The sequence below is a fragment of the Streptomyces sp. Ag109_G2-15 genome (assembly GCF_900215565.1).
Taxonomy (GTDB): Bacteria; Actinomycetota; Actinomycetes; order Streptomycetales; family Streptomycetaceae; genus Streptomyces; species Streptomyces diastatochromogenes.
Genome location: NZ_OCNI01000002.1, coordinates 828,551 through 851,471, shown reverse-complemented (window position 1 = coordinate 851,471; position 22,921 = coordinate 828,551). Strand labels below are relative to the sequence as shown.

The 22,921-nt window shown below is 71.6% G+C and carries 17 protein-coding genes; 7 read left to right on the top strand and 10 right to left on the bottom strand.

Annotated elements, in window-relative coordinates:
* Positions 1-261: 261 nt before the first annotated feature.
* On the top strand, positions 262-3,360 hold the full coding sequence (locus CRP49_RS40280; RefSeq protein ID WP_097258331.1) for a glycoside hydrolase family 2 TIM barrel-domain containing protein: 3,099 nt from the start codon (positions 262-264) through the stop codon (positions 3,358-3,360).
* Between the two features lie 83 nt (positions 3,361-3,443).
* Complete coding sequence (locus CRP49_RS40275; RefSeq protein WP_097258330.1) at positions 3,444-5,339, top strand: glycoside hydrolase family 9 protein; 1,896 nt, start codon at positions 3,444-3,446, stop codon at positions 5,337-5,339.
* A 24-nt stretch (positions 5,340-5,363) separates the two neighbouring features.
* Here the strand turns inward: CRP49_RS40275 and CRP49_RS40270 are convergent, their stop codons facing one another.
* The 3 genes from CRP49_RS40270 to CRP49_RS40260 form a co-directional block, all read right to left on the bottom strand.
* Positions 5,364-7,001, bottom strand: coding sequence for a multicopper oxidase family protein (locus CRP49_RS40270; RefSeq protein WP_097258329.1), 1,638 nt, complete (start codon positions 6,999-7,001; stop codon positions 5,364-5,366).
* A gap of 96 nt (positions 7,002-7,097) precedes the next feature.
* Positions 7,098-7,820, bottom strand: coding sequence for a 2OG-Fe(II) oxygenase (locus CRP49_RS40265; protein ID WP_097258328.1), 723 nt, complete (start codon positions 7,818-7,820; stop codon positions 7,098-7,100).
* A gap of 14 nt (positions 7,821-7,834) precedes the next feature.
* Positions 7,835-8,344 carry a methylated-DNA--[protein]-cysteine S-methyltransferase gene (locus CRP49_RS40260; RefSeq protein WP_097258327.1) on the bottom strand — a complete coding sequence of 170 codons (510 nt, stop codon included), beginning with the start codon at positions 8,342-8,344 and terminating at the stop codon, positions 7,835-7,837.
* Between the two features lie 161 nt (positions 8,345-8,505).
* Between CRP49_RS40260 and CRP49_RS40255 the strand changes: the two genes are divergently transcribed.
* From CRP49_RS40255 to CRP49_RS40245, 3 genes are all read left to right on the top strand, one after another.
* Positions 8,506-8,745, top strand: coding sequence for a hypothetical protein (locus CRP49_RS40255; RefSeq protein ID WP_097258326.1), 240 nt, complete (start codon positions 8,506-8,508; stop codon positions 8,743-8,745).
* Between the two features lie 3 nt (positions 8,746-8,748).
* Positions 8,749-9,126, top strand: coding sequence for a toxin Doc (locus CRP49_RS40250; RefSeq protein WP_094222018.1), 378 nt, complete (start codon positions 8,749-8,751; stop codon positions 9,124-9,126).
* Between the two features lie 481 nt (positions 9,127-9,607).
* A complete protein-coding gene (locus CRP49_RS40245; protein WP_097258325.1) occupies positions 9,608-11,296 on the top strand; it encodes an RICIN domain-containing protein in 1,689 nt (562 codons plus the stop codon).
* 426 nt (positions 11,297-11,722) lie between these two features.
* On the opposite strand, the gene CRP49_RS40240 is transcribed toward CRP49_RS40245, so the two are convergent.
* From CRP49_RS40240 to CRP49_RS40220, 5 genes are all read right to left on the bottom strand, one after another.
* Complete coding sequence (locus CRP49_RS40240) at positions 11,723-12,892, bottom strand: lactate 2-monooxygenase (RefSeq protein ID WP_097258324.1); 1,170 nt, start codon at positions 12,890-12,892, stop codon at positions 11,723-11,725.
* Positions 12,893-12,973: 81 nt separating this feature from the next.
* Complete coding sequence (locus tag CRP49_RS40235; RefSeq protein ID WP_097258323.1) at positions 12,974-13,669, bottom strand: alpha/beta fold hydrolase; 696 nt, start codon at positions 13,667-13,669, stop codon at positions 12,974-12,976.
* A 74-nt stretch (positions 13,670-13,743) separates the two neighbouring features.
* The gene (locus CRP49_RS40230) at positions 13,744-14,415 is read right to left on the bottom strand and encodes a cyclase family protein (protein WP_097258322.1); all 672 of its coding nucleotides are present in this window, start codon (positions 14,413-14,415) and stop codon (positions 13,744-13,746) included.
* On the bottom strand, positions 14,412-16,007 hold the full coding sequence (locus CRP49_RS40225) for a cytosine permease (protein WP_097258321.1): 1,596 nt from the start codon (positions 16,005-16,007) through the stop codon (positions 14,412-14,414). The genes CRP49_RS40230 and CRP49_RS40225 overlap by 4 nt, the downstream gene beginning before the upstream one ends.
* A 156-nt stretch (positions 16,008-16,163) precedes the next feature.
* The gene (locus CRP49_RS40220; RefSeq protein ID WP_094221980.1) at positions 16,164-16,727 is read right to left on the bottom strand and encodes a hypothetical protein; all 564 of its coding nucleotides are present in this window, start codon (positions 16,725-16,727) and stop codon (positions 16,164-16,166) included.
* A 325-nt stretch (positions 16,728-17,052) separates the two neighbouring features.
* Between CRP49_RS40220 and CRP49_RS40215 the strand changes: the two genes are divergently transcribed.
* Positions 17,053-17,487: a protease inhibitor gene (locus CRP49_RS40215; protein ID WP_097258320.1), complete on the top strand. Its 435-nt coding sequence runs from the start codon at positions 17,053-17,055 to the stop codon at positions 17,485-17,487.
* 305 nt (positions 17,488-17,792) lie between these two features.
* Here CRP49_RS40215 and CRP49_RS40210 read toward each other — a convergent pair whose 3' ends face one another.
* Positions 17,793-18,290 carry an isoprenylcysteine carboxylmethyltransferase family protein gene (locus CRP49_RS40210; protein ID WP_097258319.1) on the bottom strand — a complete coding sequence of 166 codons (498 nt, stop codon included), beginning with the start codon at positions 18,288-18,290 and terminating at the stop codon, positions 17,793-17,795.
* A gap of 74 nt (positions 18,291-18,364) precedes the next feature.
* Complete coding sequence (locus CRP49_RS40205) at positions 18,365-19,870, bottom strand: MFS transporter (RefSeq protein WP_097258318.1); 1,506 nt, start codon at positions 19,868-19,870, stop codon at positions 18,365-18,367.
* Between the two features lie 231 nt (positions 19,871-20,101).
* Here CRP49_RS40205 and CRP49_RS40200 point away from each other — a divergent pair, with 231 nt between their 5' ends.
* Positions 20,102-22,909, top strand: coding sequence for a substrate-binding domain-containing protein (locus CRP49_RS40200; protein WP_097258317.1), 2,808 nt, complete (start codon positions 20,102-20,104; stop codon positions 22,907-22,909).
* The last annotated feature ends 12 nt before the right edge of the window (positions 22,910-22,921 follow it).

The window sequence follows — 22,921 nt, the reverse complement described above, 5'->3', positions numbered from 1 at the left end:
CAGTGAACAGGTGGCACCACTTGCGTTCCAGCGTAGTGCGTCGCGCACTCCCGTGAACCGCGGCCCCCGGCGACCGGGCCGATCCGTCGAACACGGTCAGAACGCGGTCAGAACACGGTCAAGGGGGAATTCCGGCCGAAGTGCCGGGCAGGGCAGGTGCCGGGTCCCGCACCCTTGACGATCGTGTGTGGCAGGACGTCAGAATCTGTTTGTTCACGATCAGTTGTGAGTACTTCTGGGCCCTGATGAGGGAGAGCCGCCATGACGGTCACTCGCAGATCGGTTCTGGTCGCAGCCACGGCAGCGCCCACGGCCGGAGCACTCCTGGGCACACCGGACGCCGCGGCCGCACCGGCCGCCGGGGCGTCCGGTGCCGCGCCGGGACGCCATACCGTCCCGCTGCGCGACGGCTGGCGTTTCGCGCTGGTCAACCCGGGCGGCATCACCGACCCGACCGGCGCCTACGCACAGGCCGCCGAGCCGGGCTACGACGACTCGGCCTGGCGCGAGGTCGCCGTACCGCACGACTGGAGCATCGAGCAGACCCCCACGACGGACCACGGCACCACCAGCGGCACCGGCTTCTTCCCGGGCGGCCTCGGCTGGTACCGGCTGACCTTCACCCTGCCGCCCGCCTACGCCGGCAAACGGATCTCGGTGGAGTTCGACGGCGTCTACATGGACTCGTACGTCTCCTGCAACGGCACCGAGGCCGGCCGCCACCCTTATGGCTACACCGGCTTCGCCTTCGACCTCACCGACCTGGTGCACACCGACGGCAGCACCCCGAACGTCCTCGCGGTCAAGGTCCAGAACCAGCTGCCGAGCAGCCGCTGGTACTCGGGCAGCGGCATCTACCGCGAGGCCCGCCTGGTGATCACCGAGCCCGTGCACGTGGCCCGCTGGGGCACGTACGTGACCACGCCAGAGGTCAGCACCGAGCGGGCCGTGGTGCGGGTCGCCACCACCGTGCGCGACGAGTCCGGCACCGGCACCGACGTCGAGGTCCGCTCCCGGATCACGGGTCCCGACGGCCGCACGGTCGCCCGTACGTCCACCGCGGTCGCCGTCTCCGAGCAGGCCACCGAGACCCACGAACTGACCGTCCCCGAGCCCCTCCTGTGGGACTTCACCAGCCCTGACCACCGCTACACCCTGCACACCGAACTGCGCACCGCCGGACGCGTCACCGACACGTACCGCACCCCCTTCGGCATCCGCACCTACCGTTTCGACCCCGACGAGGGCTTCTCCCTCAACGGCACCCCCGCCAAGATCAAGGGCGTCGACCTGCACCACGACCAGGGCGCCCTCGGCGCGGCGATCAGCCTCGACGCGGTCCGCCGGCAGATGACGATCATGAAGTCGATGGGCGTCAACGCCTTCCGCACCTCGCACAACCCGCCCTCGCCGCAGATGATCCAGGTCTGCGAGGAACTGGGCATCGTGATGATGGTGGAGGCCTTCGACTGCTGGAAGACCGGCAAGACCCGCTACGACTACGGCCGGTTCTTCGACGAGTGGTGCGAGAAGGACGCCACGGAGATGGTGCTGGCCGCCCGGAACTCGCCCGCCGTCGTGCTGTGGTCCATCGGCAACGAGATCCCCGACTCCACCTCGACCGCCGGGCTCGCCATGGCCGACCGGATCATCGGCGCGATCAAGGCCGCCGACGACACCCGCCCGGTCGTCATCGGCTCCAACAAGTACCACGGCGTGCCCGCCACCGGCTCCGCGGCCGACCGCATGCTCGCCAAGCTCGACGGCCTGGGCCTGAACTACAACACGGCCAGATCGGTCGACGCCCTGCACGCCAAGTACCCCCACCTGTTCCTCTTCGAGTCCGAGTCCTCCTCGGAGACCTCGACTCGGGGCGCGTACCAGGAACCGGAGCACCTCAACACCGGCGAGAACCACACGCCGGGCAGACGGGAGGTCTCCTCCTACGACAACAACCTCGCCTCCTGGACGATGAGCGGCGAGTACGGGCACAAGAAGGACCGGGACCGGAAGTGGTTCGCGGGGCAGTTCCTGTGGTCGGGCATCGACTACATCGGCGAGCCGACCCCGTACGACGTCTTCCCGGTGAAGGCGTCCTTCTTCGGCGCCGTCGACACGGCCGGCTTCCCGAAGGACATGTACCACCTGTTCAGAAGCCAGTGGACGACCGAGCCGATGGTCCATCTGCTGCCGATGAGCTGGAACCACGAGGAGGGCGACACGATCGAGGTCTGGGCGTACGCCAACGTGCCGTCCGTCGAGCTGTTCCTCGACGGAGAGTCCCTCGGAGTACGGGAGTTCGACGCCAAGAAGACCACCGACGGTCGCGGCTACCTGGAGACCAGCGAGGCCACCGGCGACGACAAGACCTTCACCGACGGCCCCTACCCGGGCAGTTACACCAGCCCCAACGGCAGCGCGGGCAAGCTGCACCTGACCTGGAAAGTGCCGTACCGGCCCGGCGAGTTGAAGGCGGTGGCCCGACGGGACGGCAAGGTGGTCGCCACCGACGTGCTGCGCACCGCCGGCGCCCCGCACGCCGTGCGCCTCACCGCCGACCGCAAGTCCCTCTCCGCCGACGGCCGTTCGCTGGTCTTCGTGACCGCCGACATCGTGGACGCGCACGGAGTGGTCGTGCCCGACGCCGAGCACCTCATCGCCTTCGACGTGACCGGCGGCTCGCTGGCCGGCCTCGACAACGGCCGCGAGGAGAGCGCCGAGCGCTACCAGGCCGACACGCGCACCGCCTTCCACGGCAAGGCCCTGGCCATCGTCCGCTCGGGCGGCGAGCCGGGCGCCCTGAAGGTCACGGCACGGGTGGACGGCCTGCGCAAGGGCACGGTGAGCGTGCGCACCACACCGGCCCGCAGCGCGGCCACCACCGCCGCCCCCGACTTCGGGCCCGACTACCCGGCAGCACCCAACTATCCGGTCGCGGACGCCAGTTACTCCGGCCGCCCGGACACCCTGCCCGCCGCGATGCTGGACGGTGACCCGGCCACCGGCTGGTCCAACGCCTTCGCCAAGTCCGCGACGGCCCTGCTGCCCGCCTTCAACGGGGCCCGCGCCGAGGACTGGGTGTCGGTCGACTTCGGGCGGGCCACGACCGTCGACCGGATCGCGGTCTGCTTCACGGTCGACGGCACGCACGCCCTGCCCGCCAAGGCCGAGGTGGCGGTGTGGGACGGCCGTGCGTACGTGCCGGTGACGGGCGCGAAGGTGGACTGGGCCACCGTCTCGGACAGCCCGACGGTGATCACCTTCGACGCGGTACGCGGCTCGCGGGTGCGCCTCACGCTGACCAGCGCATACCCGGGCGAGGCCAGGGGAGCGGTGCGCATCGGTCGGCTCGACGTCTGAGGGCGGTCGGGGGTCCGGGCGGGGACGGCCTTCAGAGGCATCCCCCTCCGGACCGTTGACGGGATGTCACGCCTGGAACAAGCATGGTGGGCGTCCGCATCTGGGAGCGCTCCCACCCGGGGCGCCACCCGCACCTCCTCCCGAGGAGCCCAGACGTGAAACGACGCAGCACCGCCTTACTGTCCCTCACCGCCCTGCTGACGCTGACCCTCACCGCGCTGCCGTCCGGCCCGGCCGACGCCGGGCAGCGCACCGTGCGGGAGGTGTACGAGCCCGACACCGGCCCCCGGGTCCGCGTCAACCAGGTCGCCTACCTGCCCACCGGGCCGAAGAACGCCACCCTCGTCACCGACGCCACCGCCCCGCTGCCCTGGCAGCTGAGAAACGCCGACGGGAGAACGGTCGCCCACGGCTGGACCGTACCGCGCGGCACCGACGTCTCCTCGGGGCAGAACGTCCACTCGATCGACTTCGGTGCCTTCCGCGGCCGCGGCACGGACTTCACGCTGGTCGCCGACGGGGACACGAGCCGCCCCTTCGGCATCGGCACGAGCGCCTACGAGCAACTGCGCCTCGACTCGCTGAAGTACTACTACACCCAGCGCAGCGGCATCGAGATCCGGGACGACCTGCGGCCCGGGTACGGCCGCCCGGCCGGCCACCTGAACACGGCCCCCAACCAGGGCGACGCCAACGTGCCCTGCCAACCGGGCCTGTGCGACTACACGCTGGACGTCACCGGCGGCTGGTACGACGCCGGCGACCACGGCAAGTACGTCGTCAACGGCGGCATCTCCACCTGGGAGCTGCTGAGCACCTACGAGCGTTCTTTGCTGGCCCGTACTGGACGGCCCGGGCGGCTCGGTGACGGGAGCCTGGACCTCCCCGAGAGCGGCAACAACGTGCCGGACGTCCTCGACGAGGCCCGCTGGGAACTGGAGTTCCTGCTGAAGATGCAGGTCCCGGACGGGCAGCCGCTCGCCGGCATGGCCCACAGCAAGGTGCACGACGCCCAGTGGACCGGGCTGCCCCTGCTGCCCAGCGACGACCCGCAGAAGCGGGAGCTGCACGCCCCGACCACCCAGGCCACGCTCAACCTGGCGGCGACGGCCGCCCAGGCCGCCCGCCTGTACCGACCCTACGACCGGGCGTTCGCCGCGCAGGCGCTCACGGCCGCCCGCAAGGCCTGGCAGGCCGCACTCGCGCATCCGGAGATCTACCCCGACCCGAACGACGGCACCGGCGGCGGCGCCTACGCCGACGACAACGCCTCCGACGAGTTCTACTGGGCGGCGGCGGAGCTGTATCTCACCACCGGGCAACGGGAGTTCGCGAACTTCGTACTGTCCTCACCCGTCCACACCGCCGACATCTTCGGCCCGCTCGGCTTCGACTGGGGCCGCACGGCCGCGGCCGGCCGCCTCGACCTCGCCACCGTGCCCAACAGACTGCCGGGCCGGGACCGGGTCCGCCGGTCGGTGATCAAGGCCGCCGACACCTACCTGGCGACGGCCGCGTCCCAGCCGTACGGCATGCCCTACGCGCCCGACGGCAACCTCTACGACTGGGGCTCCAACGCCCAGGTCCTCAACAACGCGCACGTCATCGCCACCGCCTACGACCTCACGGGTGCGGCGAAGTACCGGGACGGCGCGCTGGAGGGCATGGACTACATCCTCGGCCGCAACGCGCTGAACACCTCGTACGTCACCGGCTACGGCGAGGTCAACTCCCATCGTCAGCACAGTCGTTGGTACGCCCGCGAACTCGACCCGAACCTGCCGGACCCGCCGCCGGGCACCCTCGCCGGAGGCGCCAACTCGAGCATCCAGGACCCGTACGCGCAGAGCAAACTGAAGGGCTGCACGGGCCAGTTCTGCTACATCGACGACATCCAGTCCTGGTCCACCAACGAAACGGCCGTCAACTGGAATGCGGCGCTGGCCTGGATGGCCTCGTTCGCGGCGGACCAGGGCTAGGGGCGGGTCGTCCGCTTCACCCGGTCACTTGCGGTAGCCGAGGATGGTCATCATGCCGCTCTCCGAGTGGTACTGGTTGTGGCAGTGGAGCATCCAGAGGCCGGGGTTGTCGGCGTCGAACTCGACGACCAGCTTGCGGTGGGGGAGGACGATGGCGGTGTCCTTGCGCGCGCCGACGGCGTCCAGGCCGGTCATGGCGAACGTGTGGCCGTGCAGATGCAGGGGGTGCCACATGTCGGTGGCGTTGATGAGCGTGAGCCGCACCCGCTCACCGGCGCGGACCGGGTGGCGCTGGCGCTCGTCGTACTGCTGGTGGTCGAAGCCCCAGTCGTACTTCTCCATGGTGCCGGTGACCCTGACGCGCATCTCACGGTCGGGTTCGCGGTCCTCGAGGGCCACGGACTCGGCCGGTACGAGACGGCGGGCCGGGACGATCTCCCCGTCCAGCTCGTCCGGGCGGACATCGGCCGGGGGAACGGTCCTCCCCTTGTCGGTGCGCAGGACGGCGAGGGCCTGGCCCTTCTTGCCCTCGGCCAGCGCGACCAGGGGGAAGACGCCGTCCTTGGCGGTGACGAGAACGTCGTAGCGCTCGGCCATCCCGATGAGGAGGGCGTCGGTCGTCCTGTGCTCCACCGGGTAGCCGTCGGTGTGTGTGACGGTCAGTTGGTGGCCCTCCAGCGCGACGCGGAAGGCGGTTTCGGAGCCGGCGTTGATGATACGCAGCCGGATGCGGTCACCGGGGCGGCAGCGGAACGTCGAGGGCTGGGTGGGCATGCGGCCGTTGGCGAGGTAGAGGGGGTAGTTCACGCTGCCGGCCTCGCCGCGGAGGATCTGGCTGTGCGAGTTGTGCAACACGCGGGAGGGGCCGGCGGACTTGTGCGAGGGCGCGGCGTGCGGGCTCGCCGGCTTGCCGGAACCGTGACCGCCCTGCCCGGGGCCCATGGCCATGCTGCCCATCTTCATGCCCGCCGGCGTGAGCTGGGCGAGCACCCCGTCCGGGGTGGAGCCGTCCACGCCGTCGAGCCAGTCGTCCAGCATGACGATCCATTCCTTGTCGTACTTGAGGGGCTCCTTGGGGTCGTCGACGATGAGCGGGGCGTACAGACCGCGGTCGGGCTGGAGTCCGACGTGGGAGTGGAGGAAATAGGTGCCCGGATGGGCGACGGTGAACCGGTAGGTGAAGTCCGTCCCCGTGGCGATGGCCCGCTGGGTGAGGTCCGGAACTCCGTCCATGTCGCAGCGCATGCGCACGCCGTGGGAGTGGAGCGTGGTGGTGGTCGGCAGCCGGTTGGCGAGCGTGAGGCTGAGGACGTCGCCGGCGGTGACGCGCACCAGCGGTCCGGGCAGCTGGTTGTGGTAGGCCCAGGTCCGCACCTGCCGCCCGCCCAGGTCCAGCGTGGTCTCGGCTGCGGTCATCTTCAGCATGCGCACCGGGCCGGAGCCCCGCTTGCGTTCGGCGGCCCGGACCTCCGGACCCGACGGCTCGACATATCCCTTGGGCCCCGGGGGAACGAAGTCCCCTTGGCCGGCCGACGCGCCCCGTGGGCGGGAGCTGGAGCCGGAGCGGGGGTGGGAGCCGGAGTCGGTGCAGGCAGCCAGCAGTCCCGCGCCGGCGGCAGCGAACGGGGCTCGGAGCAGGGTACGCCGCGAAGGTGTGTGCATGAATGAAATAAGACACGTTTTGCGCTGATATATGAGGGAACTCCAGCGGCGCGTCTGGTGATGTCGGGTCGCGGAGGGCGGCGGAACCCGGCCGTTTCAGGCGGCGTCGTGGAACACCAGCCCCAGGGTGCGCCGATGGCCGGACCGCACGGTGCTCACCCCGTGCCGCATCGCTCCGGCCGACCAGCCGCGGCGGGTGCGCACGGGTCGGTCGCGGGTCGTGAACACCAGGCCGTGCCCCTGCCGCAGGGCGGTCGCGGCGCCCCGGGACTGGGCGCGCGGCCGCTGCTCGACCAGCAGGAACTCGCCGCCGGTGTAGTCGGTGCCGTACGCGTCCAGCGCGACGACGACCTGGAGCGGGAAGACCAGCTCGCCGAACACGTCCCGGTGCAGGGCGTTCCAGTCGCCCGGACCGTAGCTCAGCAGGATCTGCGCCGACCGGTCCTGGCCGGCGGCATGGCAGCGCTCCAGCCACTCGGCCAGGGAGTCGGGCCAGGGTGCGGGACGGCCGAGGCGGGCGGCCCAGTCCCGGGCGACGGGGAGCAGGCGTGGGTAGAGGGCGGCCCGTAGCGCGGCCACGGGGGCGGGCAGGTCGTGCGTGAAGTAGCGGTACTCGCCGGAGCCGAACCGGTGCCGGGCCAGATCGACGGTGGTGCGGAACAGCCCGGGCCTGTCGTACAGGGTCGCCAGGTCGGCGCACTCCCCGGGGGCCAGCAGCGGGCCCGTGGGCGCGCAGCCGTGCTCGTCCAACTCGGCCGCGAGCGCGGCCCAGTCGGTGCCGCCCACGCGACGGCGGGCCTCGGCCGGGGTGAATCTCATGACGCCTCCCTCCTTCACACCAGGGCCGGCTGCAGCGCGCCCTCGTGCGTCAGCAGCCACACCTTGCGCTCCACACCGGCCGCGTACCCGCGCATCGAGCCGTCCGAGCCGATCACCCGGTGGCAGGGGCGTACCAGCAGCAGGGGATTGGCGCCGAGGGCCTGACCCACCGTGCGGATCTCGGCCCGGGGCACGCCGAGCCGCGCGGCCAGGTCGCCGTAGCTGGTCGTGCGGCCGTACGGGACGTCCTCCAGCGCCTGCCACACCCGCAGCTGGAACGGGGTGCCGACGGGGGCGAGGGGCAGGGAGAAGCGGGTGAGGCGGCCGGCGAAGTACGCGTCCAGCTGCCGGCGCACCTCGGCGAACGCCCGGTCGTCGCGGTCCTCGGCACGGACGGCGGGCGCGCCGCGTCGCCCCGGCGGGGACAGCGAGGTGAGAGTGAGGCGGCCGCCGGACTCCTCGCCGGTCAGCAGCAGTTCCCCGAGCGGGCTCGGGCAGGTGGTGTGGACGGTGTGCGTGTTCATGGGATCTCCTGAGTCTCGGTGTCCGATGTCGAGTCTGCTGCGCCCCGCGCCGTGTCACCGGCGGAAAACGGACATGGCGCTTACACCTCGCAGGTACCGCGGGAAACGGCACTTGACCTGCTGATATTTACGGGTGAGTACCCGCGCGGTACCGTGTGGGCATGCCAGCTCTCAACGTGGAGTTCAGCGAACGCGAACTTGAGGACCTGCGGCAGATCGCCAAGGAACGGGGTACGTCGATGAAGGCCCTCGTACGCGAGGCGGCCGCCGCCGACATCGCCCGGCACCGGGCGCTGCAGGAGGGCGCGGAGGCCTTCCGGAGCTTCTTCACCGCGCACGCCGACGAGTTCGCGGCCGCGTTCCCCGACGACGAGGTCCCTGCCAAGGGCGAGGCCGCCTGAGTGATGTCGGACATCATCCATATCGACGTCCCGTGGCTGCTCCAGCGCCACGAGGAGGTCCTGCCCGACCAGCCCACGGTCGACGACTTCTCGGCGCTCGTCGCCGCCGTCGCCCGGCACCGTGTCGACCCGCCCCGGCTCGGCGTGGATTCCGACCCGGCCTGGCGGGCCGCCGCCCTGCTGCACACCCTCGCCGTGCTCAAGCCGCTGCCCGCGGCCAACGCCCGCTTCGCCTGTGCGACCGCCGTCGCCTACATGTTCGTCAGCGGCGTCGGCATCGACCCGCCCTACGGCGCCCTGGTGGACCTCGCCCGCGACCTGATCTCCGGCAAGACCGACGTGTACGGCGCGGCCGACCGGCTCCGCTCCTGGCAGATCTGATCCGGGCAGAATCTGGCACCGCCGCGGCCGGCGGGGGAAGCCGCCGGGGCCGCCGGCCGCGGGCGGGAGGAACGGGGCCGGCGGCCGGTTTCGCGCGGGAGAGCCGCCGTCCCGCGCGGGGCCTTCGGAGAGGGCCGGACCCCAGTGCACTACCGGTCCGCGCCCCCCGGGAGCGTGCGCGGCCGGTGGGTGTGGGCGCACCCTTCACACGGGGCGCACGGAAAACCGAAAGCCGTCGTCGCGGACCTGGGGCCCCTGCCGATTTCTGACTTTCCTTCAAACCGTCCGATGTCGTACGTGCGCCTTGTTGCATGTGTGGAAGTTGTGCAAGGGTTGAAACGACCGTGCGGGGGGTAATCGCCGGGGTCCTTTCGGCAGTTGGGGAACCGGGCCGGTAGTGCCGCACCGGCGAATTCCCGCTCCCCGCGCGCGCATCCCCGAGATGGGGCCAACGCGCCATACGCACAAAGGAATCCGTTCAGTGCCCACCCCCCACCCTCCTCGTCCTCCCTATCCGCCCCCAGGGGGCGATCCCGGGGAGTCGGACGAGTCCCTCGCCGCGCCGCTGCGCGCCGGCTCCGACGCGGAGGCCTCCCGGTCCGCCGCCCTGCTGATGGCCCGGCACTGGCAGCCGGTCCAGGACTACGCGGTCATCTGCCTGGCCGCACCCGGGCCCCTCGCCCACATGGTCTCCGCCGCCGCCTTCCACCAGGTCCTCGGCCGGCTCGCGCTCGGCGAACCCGCCGAGGCGATCCGGCCCCGCCTGCTGGTGGCCGTCCGGGACACCGTCGTCAACTGGTCCGCCACGGACCGGATATCCGCCGTACTGCCGGGCCTTCAGAAACCCGCCGGGGGCCGTGGTATGCGGACGGCGAAGTCCCTGATACCGGAAAACCGTGCCCTGTCCGAACGTTCTTTCCAGAGCCTTCCCCGGCTCGAACAGGCTTTGCTGTGGCACACCGAGGTCGAGGCCGAGCCGATAAACGTTCCCGCGGGACTGCTCGGCATGGACATCGACAGTGCGGCGGCCGCTCTCGAACAGGCCCGCGACACATTCCGGGAAGGCTGTGTCCGCGCCCACCGGGAACTCGCCCCGAGCACCGACTGCCGTCACTACAACCGGCTTCTCGACGTACCGATCCGCCGGGGCGGCGCACTGCTGCCGGACGTCCAGCAGCATCTCGCCGTCTGCCCCTACTGCCGGCACGCCGCCGAGCAACTGGGCCAGATCGAGGCCGGACTCGGTGTGCTGCTCGCCGAGGCCGTCCTCGGCTGGGGCGCCCGCCGGTACCTGGAGTCGCGCCCCGGCCGCCGACGGCCCGGCCCCGCGCGCACCCGCAGCACCTCCCGGCGCTCCGGCGGCCGCAGACGCGGTGGCGGCAGGCCCGGACTGCTCGGCCGGGTCCCGGTGCCCGGCGGCCGCCGCCGGGGCGACGGCGGCGACTCCGGGACGCTCGCCAGGACCCGCGTGCGCCGTGCGCCCGGCGACGGCTGGTCGTCCAGGACCCTGCTCACCGGAGTCGGGGTCGCCTCGGCCGGGCTGCTCGCCACCGTCCTCGCGCTCAGCGTGTGGCCGGACAGCGGAGCCGGCACCGACCCGGTCGCCTCCACGGGCGCCGCTCCCGGCACCGAAGCCCAGTCCGCGCCCGCCTCGGCCGGCACCCCCGGCACGGCGGGCCTGCCCGCGGCAGGCCGGCCGACCCGGCTGCACAACGCCGCGGCCGACCTGTGCCTGGACGTCAAGGGCAAGCCCGCGGCCGGCGCGAGCGCGGTACTCGCCGTCTGCTCCACCGCGCGCACCCAGCAGTGGACGTACGAGACCGACGGGCTGCTGCGCAGCGCGGCCGACTCCGGCCTCTGCCTGGACTCGCACGCCGACGCGGGTGTTGTCATCCTCGGCACCTGCGCGGACGTGGGCGCGCGGCGCGGGGGCGACGTGCGCTACGACCTCACCGTGCAGGGCGAGTTGCTGCCCCGCTGGGACGAGACCCTCGCCCTCGCCACGACCGGCGACACCGCGGGCGCCGACATCGTGGTCAAGGTCCGGGACCGCTCCGCCGGGCAGCGCTGGCTGACCGACGGACCGTCGGCGAGCCCCGGCTCCCTGTCGATCGCCGGCACCGAGGGCCCGTCCGCGCGGCCGGCGGAGCTGCCGGGGACGGGTACGTAGCCTTTCTTCGCGCGTCTCGCCCCGTCTCGCCGCGGACCGGTGGCGAGACGCGGGCGAGCGCCGGGCCATGGTGTGACACCGGCTGTTGGTGCCGTTCGGGCTCGGGGCGGGATATGGGTCGGCGCTGTGAGGTCGGTCGGTGGTGCCGTATGGGCTCGGGGCGGGATTTGGGCCGCAGGTAGCGCTGGCCAGCGGTGCCGCATGGGCTCGCGGCGTACACCGACCAGCCGTGTGACGCCGGCCGGCCCTGCCGCTTGGGCTCGCGGTGCGGCACGGGCCGGCGTTGTGACACCGGCCGTTGGTGCCGCTTGGGCTCGCGGCGGGACATGGGCCGGCGGTGTGACGCCGGCCGGCGGTGCCCCATCGGCCCGTAGGGCCACGCGGACCCGCGGCGTCACGCGGGCTCCTGGCCCGACGCGAGCGGTCTCAGGCTGGCGCCTCGATCAGGTCGCTCGCCGTGACCGTCGTCGGACGGGAGTGCCCGGACAGGGCGAGCGTGAGGTCCAGCTCCGCCAGCAGACAGCGGATGACGTGCTCCACGCCCGCCTGCCCGTCCAGGCCGAGCCCGTACACGTACGGCCGCCCCAGCAGCACCGCCCGGGCGCCGAGGGCGAGGGCTTTGAACACGTCGTCGCCGGTGCGCACCCCGCTGTCGAACAGCACCGTCAGCCGGTCGCCGACCGCGTCCGCGATCCGGGGCAGCGCATCGGCCGCCGCGACGGAACCGGCCACCTGCCGGCCGCCGTGGTTGGAGACCACCACCCCGTCCATCCCGGCGTCCGCGGCGAGCCGGGCGTCGTCCGGGTGCAGGACGCCCTTGAGGACGATCGGCCCGTCCCAGTGCTCGCGCAGGAACGCCAGGTCCGGCCAGGTGTGGCTCGCGTCCCCGAACAGGCCGAGGAAGTGCAGCACCGCCGCGTTCGGGTCCTCGTGCACGGGCTTGTCGAGGCCCGCCCGGAAGGCCGGGTCGGTGAAGTAGTTGGCGGTGCCCACCCCGTGCAGGAACGGCAGATACGCCTGGTCCAGATCGCGCGGCCGCCACGCCAGCAGCGGGGTGTCCAGGGTGACGACCAGCACCGAGAACCCGGCCGCCCCGGCCCGGGCGAGGAAACTCCGGGTCACCTCACGGTCCTTGCCCCAGTACAGCTGGAACCACCGCTCGGCGTCCCCCATCGCCTCCGCCACCTGCTCCATCGACGTACTCGACGCCGACGACAGGATGTACGGCACCCCCTGCGCCGCGGCGGCCCGGGCGGCCGCGGACTCGGCGTCCGGATGCATGATCGACAGCACACCCACCGGAGCCAGGGCCAGCGGCGCGGACAGGGCGCGGCCCAGCAGCCGCACCGACAGGTCGCGCTCCTGTACGTCCCTGAGCATGCGCGGCACGATCCGGTGCCGGGCGAGGGCCGCCCGGTTGGCGCGTGCCGTGCTGCCGTCGCCCGCGCTGCCCGCCACATAGCCCACCGGGCCGGGCCCGAGCCGGTGTTCGGCCAGCTCATCCAGCCGGGTCAGGTCGGTGGGGAGCCGGGGCACGGCCCCAGTCATCCCGTTCAGATAGATCTCGTACTGGAAGTCCGCCCAGTGCTTCGCCATCCGGCCGTCCGCCTCTCGTCGCTGAGTACGCGCTGCGGCCCGACGATACTGGCGGGTAGGTACACGGTCGACAGGCGGCCCTCAGGCGCGGCCGGCCGCCTCGCCCAGGATTCCGGCCAGCTCATGGGGTGTGGAGAACATGGGCCAGTGACCGGTGTTCAGCTCCACCAGTTCCCAGCGCCCGCCCGCCAGCGCCTCGGTCACGGCCGGCAGCGGCGGGCGGCCGTCCAGCACGCACTTGATGTACGTCGCGGGCAACTCGGCGAGCGGGCGCTTGAGCACGGCCGGTTCGGTCAGTGTGGCGGCCGGGTGCGGGGTGCCCTCGCCGACGAGCCGGGCGATCTGTTCGTCCGTGAGGTCCTGGTTCGCGTAGGCCGCCGGGGCGAGCAGCGGCCACACGCCGTCGTGCTCCGTGAGAGCGGCACGGATGTGGTCGCTGGGGAAGCCGTCCAGGAACGACACCCCGTCCGCCGGCAGGTTGGAGTCGACGAACACCACGCGGCGCAGCCGGTCGCCGATCCGCTCGGCCGCCTGCCCGACCGGCACGCCCGAGTAGCTGTGCCCGACCAGGACGACGTCCCGCAGATCCCGTCGCTCGACCTCGTCGACGATGTCCTGGACGTGGATCTGCTGCCCCGTGGGCAGTTCCTTCTTCTCGGCCAGCCCGGACAGGGTGAGGGCGTGCACCTCATGGCCGGCGGCGCGCAGGTCGGCCGCCACCTCGTCCCACGCCCACGCCCCCAGCCAGGCGCCTGCCACCAATACGAAGTCGCTCATGGCCGTCAACGTACCCGATGGATCAGGTAACTCCTCCGCAAATGAACGGAGTTGACCATTTCGATGGCTGGCGTTCAGCCGACCCGGGCGACCGCCCGTACCGGAGCGCCGTCCGCCCCGGGCAGCCGTAGCGGGAAGAGGAAGACCTCCACCGCCTCCGCGCCCACCAGCCGCTCCAGCCCCGTGAGGTTCTCGGCGATCACCCCGCCGGCGCCGCACAGCACGCGGTGGGCGGGCAGGTCGGCATCGGCATGCGGATCGCCGGGCTGGGGCGTGGGGTCGACGCTGAGCGCGTCGACGGCCACCGTGCGCACGCCCGCCTCCACCACATCCCGGGCCGCCTGAGGGGTCAGCCACGGGTGGGTGAGGTACGCGTCCGTGCCCCAGTGCGCCGACCAGCCGGTCACGAGCAGCAGCATCGCGCCCGGTGTTGCCGCGAGGGCGTCGAGCGCGGGGGCCAGCAGGGCGGGCGTGATGGCCGACCGGGCCGGCAGCCCCCGTACGTCGGCCACGACCGCGGGGCCGGCGAACCGGTCCAGCGGCAGGTCGTCCAGGCGGGGCCAGGCGTCGTCGACGTGGTACGGCGCGTCGACGTGGGTGCCGGACTGCGAACCCAGGTGCAGCGCCAGGACGTTGACGCCCTCGGCCGGGGCCCGCAGCGCGGGGGAGACCGTGACCTCCGGGTCACCGGGATACACGGGCATCCCGGTGACCACGGGCACCGACAGGTCGAGCCAGCCGGTCATCGCCCGCCCTCGGCCGCGAGCGCGGGAGACACCTCGTCCACCGGGGCGCCCGGACCGGTGATCGGCGGCACCGGGGCCTCGACGGTACGGGCCAGGCGCGCACCCTCGGGCCCGTACGCCGCCCGGGGCTCGGGGAACAGCCGCAGCAGCGCCAGGAACAGGATGGCGGCGACCGCGAGCGACAGCGGCAGGCTGATGTCGACTCCGTTCGCCAGGTCGCCCAGCGGTCCGACGAACTGGCCCGGGATGTTGGTGAACAGGACACCGATCACCGCGGCCACCCACCAGGCCGTCATGCCACGCCAGTTCCAGCCGTGCGCGAACCAGTAGCGACCGCCGCGCTGACGGCGGTTGAAGACCTGGAGGGCGTCCGGGTCGTACCAGCCGCGGCGGGTGTAGAAGCCGAGCATCATCACGACCATCCACGGCGTGGTGCACGTGATGATCATCGTGGCGAACGTCGAGATCGACTGCACGAGGTCCAGGCCGAACCGGCCGATGAAGATGAACGCGATGGACAGCACGCCGACCAGCAGCGTCGCCTGGACGCGGGAGAGCTTCGGGAACACCGAGGAGAAGTCCAGGCCGGTGCCGTACAGCGAGGTGGTGCCCGTCGACATGCCGCCGATCAGGGCCAGCAGACACACCGGCAGGAAGAACCAGCTCGGCGAGATCGCCAGCAGTCCGCCCACGAAGTCGGGCGCGGCCGGGTCGACGTACTTCGGCGCCTTCGTCGCGATGATGCTCGCGGTCGCCAGGCCGAAGACGAACGGCAGCAGCGTCGCGATCTGGGAGAGGAACGCGGCCCCGACCACCTTGCGGCGCGGGGTGTCCGCCGGGATGTAGCGCGACCAGTCGCCGAGGAACGCCCCGAACGACACCGGGTTGGACAGCACGATCAGGGCCGCGCCTATGAACGACGGCCAGAACAGCGACTTGGTCGCCGCGTCCGCCGAGGCCGTGAAGACACCGGCGTACGACGCGTCGAAGTCGCCGGCGAAGGCGATCGCGCCGAGCAGGAACAGCACGGTCGCCGAGGTCACCGCGATCTTGTTGACGAAGAGCATGAACCGGAAGCCGTAGACGCACACCGCGAGGACCAGCCCGGCGAACAGCGCGTACGCGACGACGTACGACAGCGTGCTGCGCTCCAGGCCGAACAGCCGGTGCGCGCCGCCGACCAGGGCGTCGCCGGAGCTCCACACCGAGATGGAGAAGAACGCGACGGCGGTGAGCAGCGAGAGGAACGAGCCGACCACCCGGCCGTGCACGCCCAGGTGCGCGGAGGACGCGACGGCGTTGTTGGTGCCGTTGACCGGGCCGAACACGGCCATCGGGCACAGGATCAGCGCGCCCGCGACGACACCCAGGAGGGTGGCGGCGAGCCCCTGCCAGAAGGAGAGCCCGAACAGGATCGGGAACGCGCCGAGGACACAGGTGGAGAAGGTGTTGGCGCCGCCGAAGGCGACCCGGAACAGGTCGAGCGAGGTCGCGGTGCGGTCCGCGTCGGGGATGCGCTCGACGCCGTAGGGCTCGACCTCGGTGAGGGACGGCGGCGGCGCGGTGGGGGAGTCGGGGGACTGAGGGGTCAAGGCGGGCTCCAGCGAGGATGCGGCGATGGAGCGCTTCGTGGCGCGGCGGTGGCGGACGACCGTCGCAGCCGCAGGGGTGCGCGACGCGGGCGGAGGCCGTCCCGGAGGGGTCTGCCGACGGTACGGTGCCGGGCAAGACCCCTGCCAGAGGACGTTTCATCCATCTTCGCCGTCGTCAGTGGAGGAATCGGCCACCTCCTCACTGTCCGGTCCCTGCGCCCTGACCCGCTGGACGTGCTCCAGGGACTCGCGCAACTCGGTCAGCCAGTCGTCGGTGTGACGCTGCACCAGGCGTACGCACCAGGCGAGGGCGTCGCTGCGGCTGCGCGCCACACCCCCGGCGATCAGGGTGTCCAGGACCTGACGCTCGGGCTGCCGCAGCCGGGTCATCACCGGCGCGGCCACATGCGTGAACAGGGCGCGCTCCGCACCGCACACCACGCCCCAGGAGACCTTCCGGCGGAACAGGTGCTCGGCCTCCCGGGCCACCTCGATCCTGGCCTCGCGGGTCCGCTCCCGGAACTCCTGGATGCGTGCCCGTACGGCGGTCTCCCGCTCGGCGTCCGAGGCGCCCTCGACGAGCCGGGGCTCCGGGATGCGCCCGATCACGGTGATCTCCTCGCGGTCGGGGGTCACCTCGACCAGTTCCTCGAAGAGCCCGTCGGGCAGCCGGCCGGCGAACCAGCCGCGCAGCTTCTCTCTCTGCTCTGTCGTAATCATGTAATGACGATTACTCCGACCAGTTCATGAACACAAGGCGTCACGAAGGGGTTCGCCGAGGGCAGAGTCGGAATGTTTCAGGCCTATTAACTAAGCGGTGGTTTTCGGCCATCCGACCGCCGCCCGCGATCAAGAACCGCTCAGTCATGCGGTCGACGTGTTCGATTTCCGTGACTTCACGCCACTGATTCAACACGCAAGGTTACTGAAAGCTGTGGGTTCGATGTGTGTTTCGACGGCGGACTCGGCAGAGTGTCGCTCGCCGCTCCGGTGCCCACCGGCCCGGAGTGCGCGACCCGTCTATTCGAGCGGAAGGATGCACACAATGCGGAACACCGCGCGCTGGGCAGCGACCCTCGGCCTCACGGCCGCCGCCGTCTGCGGACCCCTGACCGGGGCCGCCGGCGCTGCACCGGCTGCCGGCCCGTCGTCGCTCTACGCCCCCTCGGCGCTGGTCCTCACCACCGGCCACGGAGACAACGCGGCGACGGCCACTCCGGAGCGCGCCGTCACCCTGAACTGCGCCCCGACGGCCTCCGGCACCCACCCGGCCGCGGCCCTGGCCTGCGCCGAACTGCGCGGCATCGGCGGCGACCTCACGGCGCTGCAGACCCGGGACGACGTCTGGTGCACCAAGCTGTACGACCCCGTGGTCGTCACCGTCCAGGGCGTCTGGCAGGGCAAGCGCGTCTCCTACGAGCGCACCTTCGGCAACACGTGCATGAAGGACGCGCTCAACAGCAGCGTCTTCTCCTTCTAAGGACCGGGATCGCGCGGTCCCCGCATCGCCGGATCAGGCTCGCAACTGGGGAGTGCGGCCCCTGGAGCGGGGAACCTGCGATCTCGTACCGGTGCCGACGGGCGGAGTGGGGCCTCCCGCCGGCTACCGGGCACCATGCCGCTCCCTGGGCACGGCCTGTGGGGGGTCGTCCCGGGGAGCGGCGAAAAACAACTGGTTTCAACAGGTGTCGACGCCACGTATTGGTGACTCGTGTCGGACGAGGGGTGACGACGCCAACGCCCGCCCGTGCACGGACAGTTGCCGTGGCGGGCGGCGACGCGTTCTCAGGCACCCCGCCACGGCGTGCGCCGCGGCCACCAGGCCGGCACCGACCGCCGGTAGCGCTCGTACTCCGCGCCGAACCGGCGCACCAGCCCCGGCTCCTCGTCCCAGCGCACGAACGCCCAGGTGAGTACCCAGGCCCCGGCCGCGTACCCGAACAGCACCGGCCGGGCGAGCAGCAGGCCCTGGCCGCAGAGCACGGCGACGACCGCGAGGTAGATCGGATTGCGCACGTACCGGTACGGTCCGCTCACCACCAGCCGCGTGGGCGGCGCGATCGGCGACGGGGTGCCGAGCCCTTCCAGGGCGAACCGCGTGAAGGCCTCCAGGATGACGGCGGTCCCGGCCGCCAGGGGAACGAGCCCGAGCAGCCGCAGCGGCAGCCACCAGTCACCGGCCTGCCAGCCGCCGGTCAGCCACCACGGGACCAGCACGGCCGCGCTGCCGGAGATCACGACGAGGAACAGGGCGCTGCCCAGCGCCGCCGACGCCTTGCGCATACCTCCACCATGACAGCGCAGAGGGGCCGCCGTCTCCCTGCTGACGGCGGCCCCTCGGATCATGGAACCCGGCCTTACATGTGGACGACCGGTGCGGCCTCGGCGTCCTGCGTCGGCACTCCGCGGCGGTGGAGCAGGAACGCGATGACCGTGCCCGCGGCGAAGAAGCCCGCCGACCACCAGAAGGCGGTGGTGTAGCTCTCGATCGTCGCCTGCGCCTGTACCAGCTTGCTCGCCGGGTTGTGGCCCGACATGTAGTCGGTGGCGGCGCTCGCGGCCAGGGTGTTCAGCAGGGCCGTACCGATCGAACCGCCCACCTGCTGCATGGCGTTGACGGTCGCCGAGGCGACACCCGCGTCCTCGGCCGCGACCCCGCCGGTGGCCAGCTGCATGGCGGTGGGCATGACCAGGCCGAGGCCCACGCCGATCACGATCAGTTGCGGCAGCACCGCGCTGGCGTAGTGGGAGCCGACGCCGATGCCGGTCAGCCAGGCCATGCCGGCCGTGGCGATCGCGAAGCCCAGCGGGATGACCGCCTTCGGGCCGATCCGGGGCATCAGGACCGTGGAGCCGAGCTGCGCGGTCACCATCAGCGCGCCGACCATCGGCAGGAACGCCACACCGGTCTTGGTGGGGCTGAAGCCGAGGTTGAGCTGGAGGTAGTAGGTCAGGAAGAGGAACACGCCGAACATGCCCGCGCCGGTGATCAGTACCGCGAGGAACGAGGCGCCCCGGTCACGGTCGAGCAGGATGCGCAGGGGCAGCAGCGGGTGCGCGGCCCGGGTCTGCCACCAGGCGAAGGCCGCCAGCAGGAGTCCGCCCGCGATCAGGAAGCCCCAGGTCAGCGGCGAACCCCAGTCGTGGGTCTCGGCGTTGGAGAAGCCGTAGACCAGCGAGAACAGACCGGAGGCGACCAGGACCGTGCCCGGCACGTCCAGCTTGGCGTTCGCCGCGTCACGGTGGTCGCCGAGCAGCACCCAGCCGCCGACGAAGGCGACGACCGCGATGGCCACGTTCACGTACAGGGTCCAGCGCCAGTCGAGCGCGTCGGTCAGCACACCGCCGAGCAGCAGACCGACCGCACCGCCGGCACCGGCGATGGCGCCGTACACGCTGAACGCGCGGGCCCGTTCGCGGGCGTCGGTGAACGTGGTGTTGAGCAGCGACAGCGCGGCCGGAGCGAGCAGCGCGCCGAAGGCGCCCTGCAGGGCGCGGGCCACGACCAGCATGGTGAAGCCGTTCGCGGCACCGCCGAGCGCGGAGGCCGCGGCGAAGCCGACGACGCCGACGAGGAAGGCGGGCTTGCGGCCGAACAGGTCGGCGATCCGGCCGCCGAGCAGCAGCAGTGAGGCGAAGGCCAGCGCGTAGGCGGTCACGATCCACTGCCGGCTGCCGTCGGAGAAGCCGAGGTCGGCCTGGGCGGACGGCAGGGCGATGTTTACGATCGTGGCGTCGAGGACCACCATCAGCTGGGCGACGGCGATGATCGCCAGGATCCACCACCGCTTGGCCGAGGCGTCGGCGTGGGCCTTCGCGAGGGCCCCGGTGCGGGGGCCGTCGTTCAGGGTCTTCTGGGGCATGGGGAACCACTCCAGGGAAGTCGTTCGAGGGGTCGTTCGAGAGGGCATTCGAGGGGGCGTACGCACAGGCCGTGTAAACGAAACCGTTTCGTACACATCGAGGCTAGAGCAGTTTCAGCGAAACGGCAACGTTTCGCTTGTCGGGCTGCTCCGACCTGGTCCCCCGGGGGGATCGCGTCCGCTACGGTGGCGCCGTCGGCATGGGGGCTCTGAGTCGAGAATCGGTTACAGGTGGCAGACACTTCTTCTGGTCCCGTCGCGGTGATCCTGACCGCGTTGCAAGTGGAGTACGACGCGGTGAGCGCCCGGCTCGAAGGCCTCACCCGGAGCAGTGAGAAAGGCACGGTCTTCGAGCGGGGCCGGCTCCCCGGCACCCCGTGGACCGTCGTCCTGGCGCAGACCGGCCCGGGCAACGACAACGCCGCACTGGTCACCCAGCACGCCTACGACCTGTACCGGCCGAGGGTGCTGTTGTTCGTCGGCGTCGCCGGCGGGCTGAAGGACGACGTCCGGATCGGCGACGTGGTGATCGGCGAGCGCATCTACGACTACCGCGAGAAGCAGAGTGCCCGCGGCGACCACTACCGCCCGCGCGGCTGGGAGGCGCCTTGGCGGCTCGTCCAGCACGTCCAGCGCATGACCTTCGGGCCCGATGTCGCCGGCCGGGTACGGGTCGCGCCGATCGCCTCCGGCAACGTCGTGCTCGACCGGGAGACCTCCGAACTGGGCGAGGTGCTGCGCGGGAACTACGACGACGCCGTCGCCATCGAGATGGAGAGCGCCGGTGTCTGCCGGGCCGCCCATCTCATCGGCGGACTCGACACGTTGACGATCCGGGGGATCAGCGACAAGGCCGACGGGGGCAAGGGCCGGGCGGACGCGGGCGGTTCCCAGGAGATCGCGGCGTGGTGCGCGGCTGCGGTGGCGGTGCGGATCCTCGCATCGCTGGCTCCTGTGCAGGAGACTCCGACTCTCCCCGATGCCGGGAGCGTCGGCGGTGCCCCCGGGGTGGGTTCGGCGTCCCAGGAACTCCTGGGTGCGTCGGCTGCCGGGACCGACGAGTCCGGGCCGCCGGAGGAGGGCAAGCCGCCCACCGTGCCCCCGCCTCGCCGCCGACGGACGCTGCTGTCACGCGCCCGCTTACGCAGGAGGGCACAGCCCTCCAACCGTTCCCGCACCACCCTCATGGCCTGTGGCGCGGTGGCCTTGGTCGGAGTGCTCGTCGCCGTCCTGCTCAAGGCCACGGCGGATGCCGGCCCTCCGGACGGGAACTCGGCGCTGAAGTCCTGCAAGGTGTCCCAGGCGCGCGTCAAGCTTCACGTCGCCGCGTCCATCGACCTCTCGAAGTCCCTGAGCGACGCCGCCCGTGCCTACGGGGCGCGGCAGAGCCTCGACGGCACCTGTGTGCAGATCGAGGTGTCGTCGGTCAACTCCGGTACCGCCATGCGCGCCCTGCGCCAAGGCTGGCCCGAGGACGACGGGCCGCGCCCCGACGTGTGGTCGCCCGCCGGCAGCGAGTGGATCGACCTGGCCCGGACCCCCGCGACGAGTGCAGCGCCGCAACTCCTGCCGGAGAGTGAGCCGCAGTCCATCGTGACCAGCCCGCTGACCATCGCGATGCCCAGGCCGATGGCGCAGACCATGGGCTGGCCGGAGGCCACCATCGGCTGGAGCGACCTGGCGAAGTGGGCCGAGGACCCCACGCACTTCTGGGCGGAGCACGGAAACAAGCAGTGGGGTGCCCTCAAACTGGGGAAGACGAACCCCGATTACTCCACGTCCGGACTGAACGCCACCATCGGTGCCTTCTATGCCAAGACCGGCACCACCGGTGAGCTGTCCATCCGCGACGTCGACTCGTCCGCCAACCAGGCCTTCGTCCGGAACATCGAGAAGTCCGTGGTCCACTACGGCGACACCACCCTGACCTTCCTGGCCAATCTGCGTGCCGCCGACGACAAGGGCGGGCGCGAGGAGGTGCTCAAGTACATCTCGGCCGTGACGGTCGAGGAGAGCGCGGTCGTCGCCTACAACAAGGGGTATCCCTGTGGGGCCTACAGCTACGCGCGCGGCTGCGAGCAGCGGGGCAAGCCGAAGACGCCCCTCGTCTCCTTCTATCCGAAGGACAGCGACCCGGCCAGCGACCACCCCTACGTCCAGCTGAGGGGTATCGGCACGGCGAAGCAGAAGGTGTCGGACGACTTCCTGACCTACCTGCACAGCACCGACGCGTACCGGAAGTACTTCGCGCCGTACGGTTACCGGACCTACAAGGGTGAAGTCCTCGCTCACACGGGGATCGACCAGGACCACGGCGCCCGCAAGACCCCGCAGACCAAGGGCTACGACGCGCCCGACGGCAAGGTGCTCTACCGGCTGCAGCAGGTGTGGGCGAGTCTGCGCCGCAGGGCCAACGTGCTCGTGGTCATCGACACCTCCAAGTCCATGGACGACAAGGTGCCGGGGACCGGCAGGACCAAGATGGAGCTGCTGCGGGATGCCGAATCAGCCCTGTTCGACGGCTTCGCCAAGACTGACCGCGTAGGACTGTGGGAGTTCTCGAACGCGGCCAATCTGGGCGGTAAGCATCACTACCTCCCCCTGGTGGACATCGGTCCGATGGGGGAGAAGCTGACGGACCACCACGGTCTGACCCGCAAAGACGCGCTCAAGGGCGAGGTGACCGGCCTTGTCCCCAACGGGGCGACCGGCCTCTACGGCACGGTCGAGGCGGCGGTGGACACCATGCGCAAGGACTACGACCCGGCCGCCATCAACGCGATCGTCCTGCTCACCGACGGCCGCAACGAGGGCGTGCCGCCCACGCCGAACCTCGAGAACGTGCTCGCCAGGATCGGCACCCCGGACAAGCGGGTCCGCGTGTTCACCGTGGCCTACGGGTCGAAGGCCGACCAGCAGGACGTGAACGGCAGGTCCGTGCTGGAGGAGATCGCCGCCGCCACCGGGGCGCACGCCTACGACGCCAAGGACCCGAAGATCCTCAGCGAGGTGCTGACCAGCGTGATCTCCAACTTCTGAGGGCCCCGCTCC

Coding starts and splice junctions, on each gene's coding strand:
- CRP49_RS40280 (WP_097258331.1), top strand. CDS start 262: ATGACGGTCACTCGCAGATCGGTTCTGGTCGCAGCCACGGCAGCGCCC.
- CRP49_RS40275 (WP_097258330.1), top strand. CDS start 3,444: ATGGTGGGCGTCCGCATCTGGGAGCGCTCCCACCCGGGGCGCCACCCG.
- CRP49_RS40270 (WP_097258329.1), bottom strand. CDS start 7,001: ATGCACACACCTTCGCGGCGTACCCTGCTCCGAGCCCCGTTCGCTGCC.
- CRP49_RS40265 (WP_097258328.1), bottom strand. CDS start 7,820: ATGAGATTCACCCCGGCCGAGGCCCGCCGTCGCGTGGGCGGCACCGAC.
- CRP49_RS40260 (WP_097258327.1), bottom strand. CDS start 8,344: ATGAACACGCACACCGTCCACACCACCTGCCCGAGCCCGCTCGGGGAA.
- CRP49_RS40255 (WP_097258326.1), top strand. CDS start 8,506: ATGCCAGCTCTCAACGTGGAGTTCAGCGAACGCGAACTTGAGGACCTG.
- CRP49_RS40250 (WP_094222018.1), top strand. CDS start 8,749: ATGTCGGACATCATCCATATCGACGTCCCGTGGCTGCTCCAGCGCCAC.
- CRP49_RS40240 (WP_097258324.1), bottom strand. CDS start 12,892: ATGGCGAAGCACTGGGCGGACTTCCAGTACGAGATCTATCTGAACGGG.
- CRP49_RS40235 (WP_097258323.1), bottom strand. CDS start 13,669: ATGAGCGACTTCGTATTGGTGGCAGGCGCCTGGCTGGGGGCGTGGGCG.
- CRP49_RS40230 (WP_097258322.1), bottom strand. CDS start 14,415: ATGACCGGCTGGCTCGACCTGTCGGTGCCCGTGGTCACCGGGATGCCC.
- CRP49_RS40220 (WP_094221980.1), bottom strand. CDS start 16,727: ATGATTACGACAGAGCAGAGAGAGAAGCTGCGCGGCTGGTTCGCCGGC.
- CRP49_RS40215 (WP_097258320.1), top strand. CDS start 17,053: ATGCGGAACACCGCGCGCTGGGCAGCGACCCTCGGCCTCACGGCCGCC.
- CRP49_RS40210 (WP_097258319.1), bottom strand. CDS start 18,290: ATGCGCAAGGCGTCGGCGGCGCTGGGCAGCGCCCTGTTCCTCGTCGTG.
- CRP49_RS40205 (WP_097258318.1), bottom strand. CDS start 19,870: ATGCCCCAGAAGACCCTGAACGACGGCCCCCGCACCGGGGCCCTCGCG.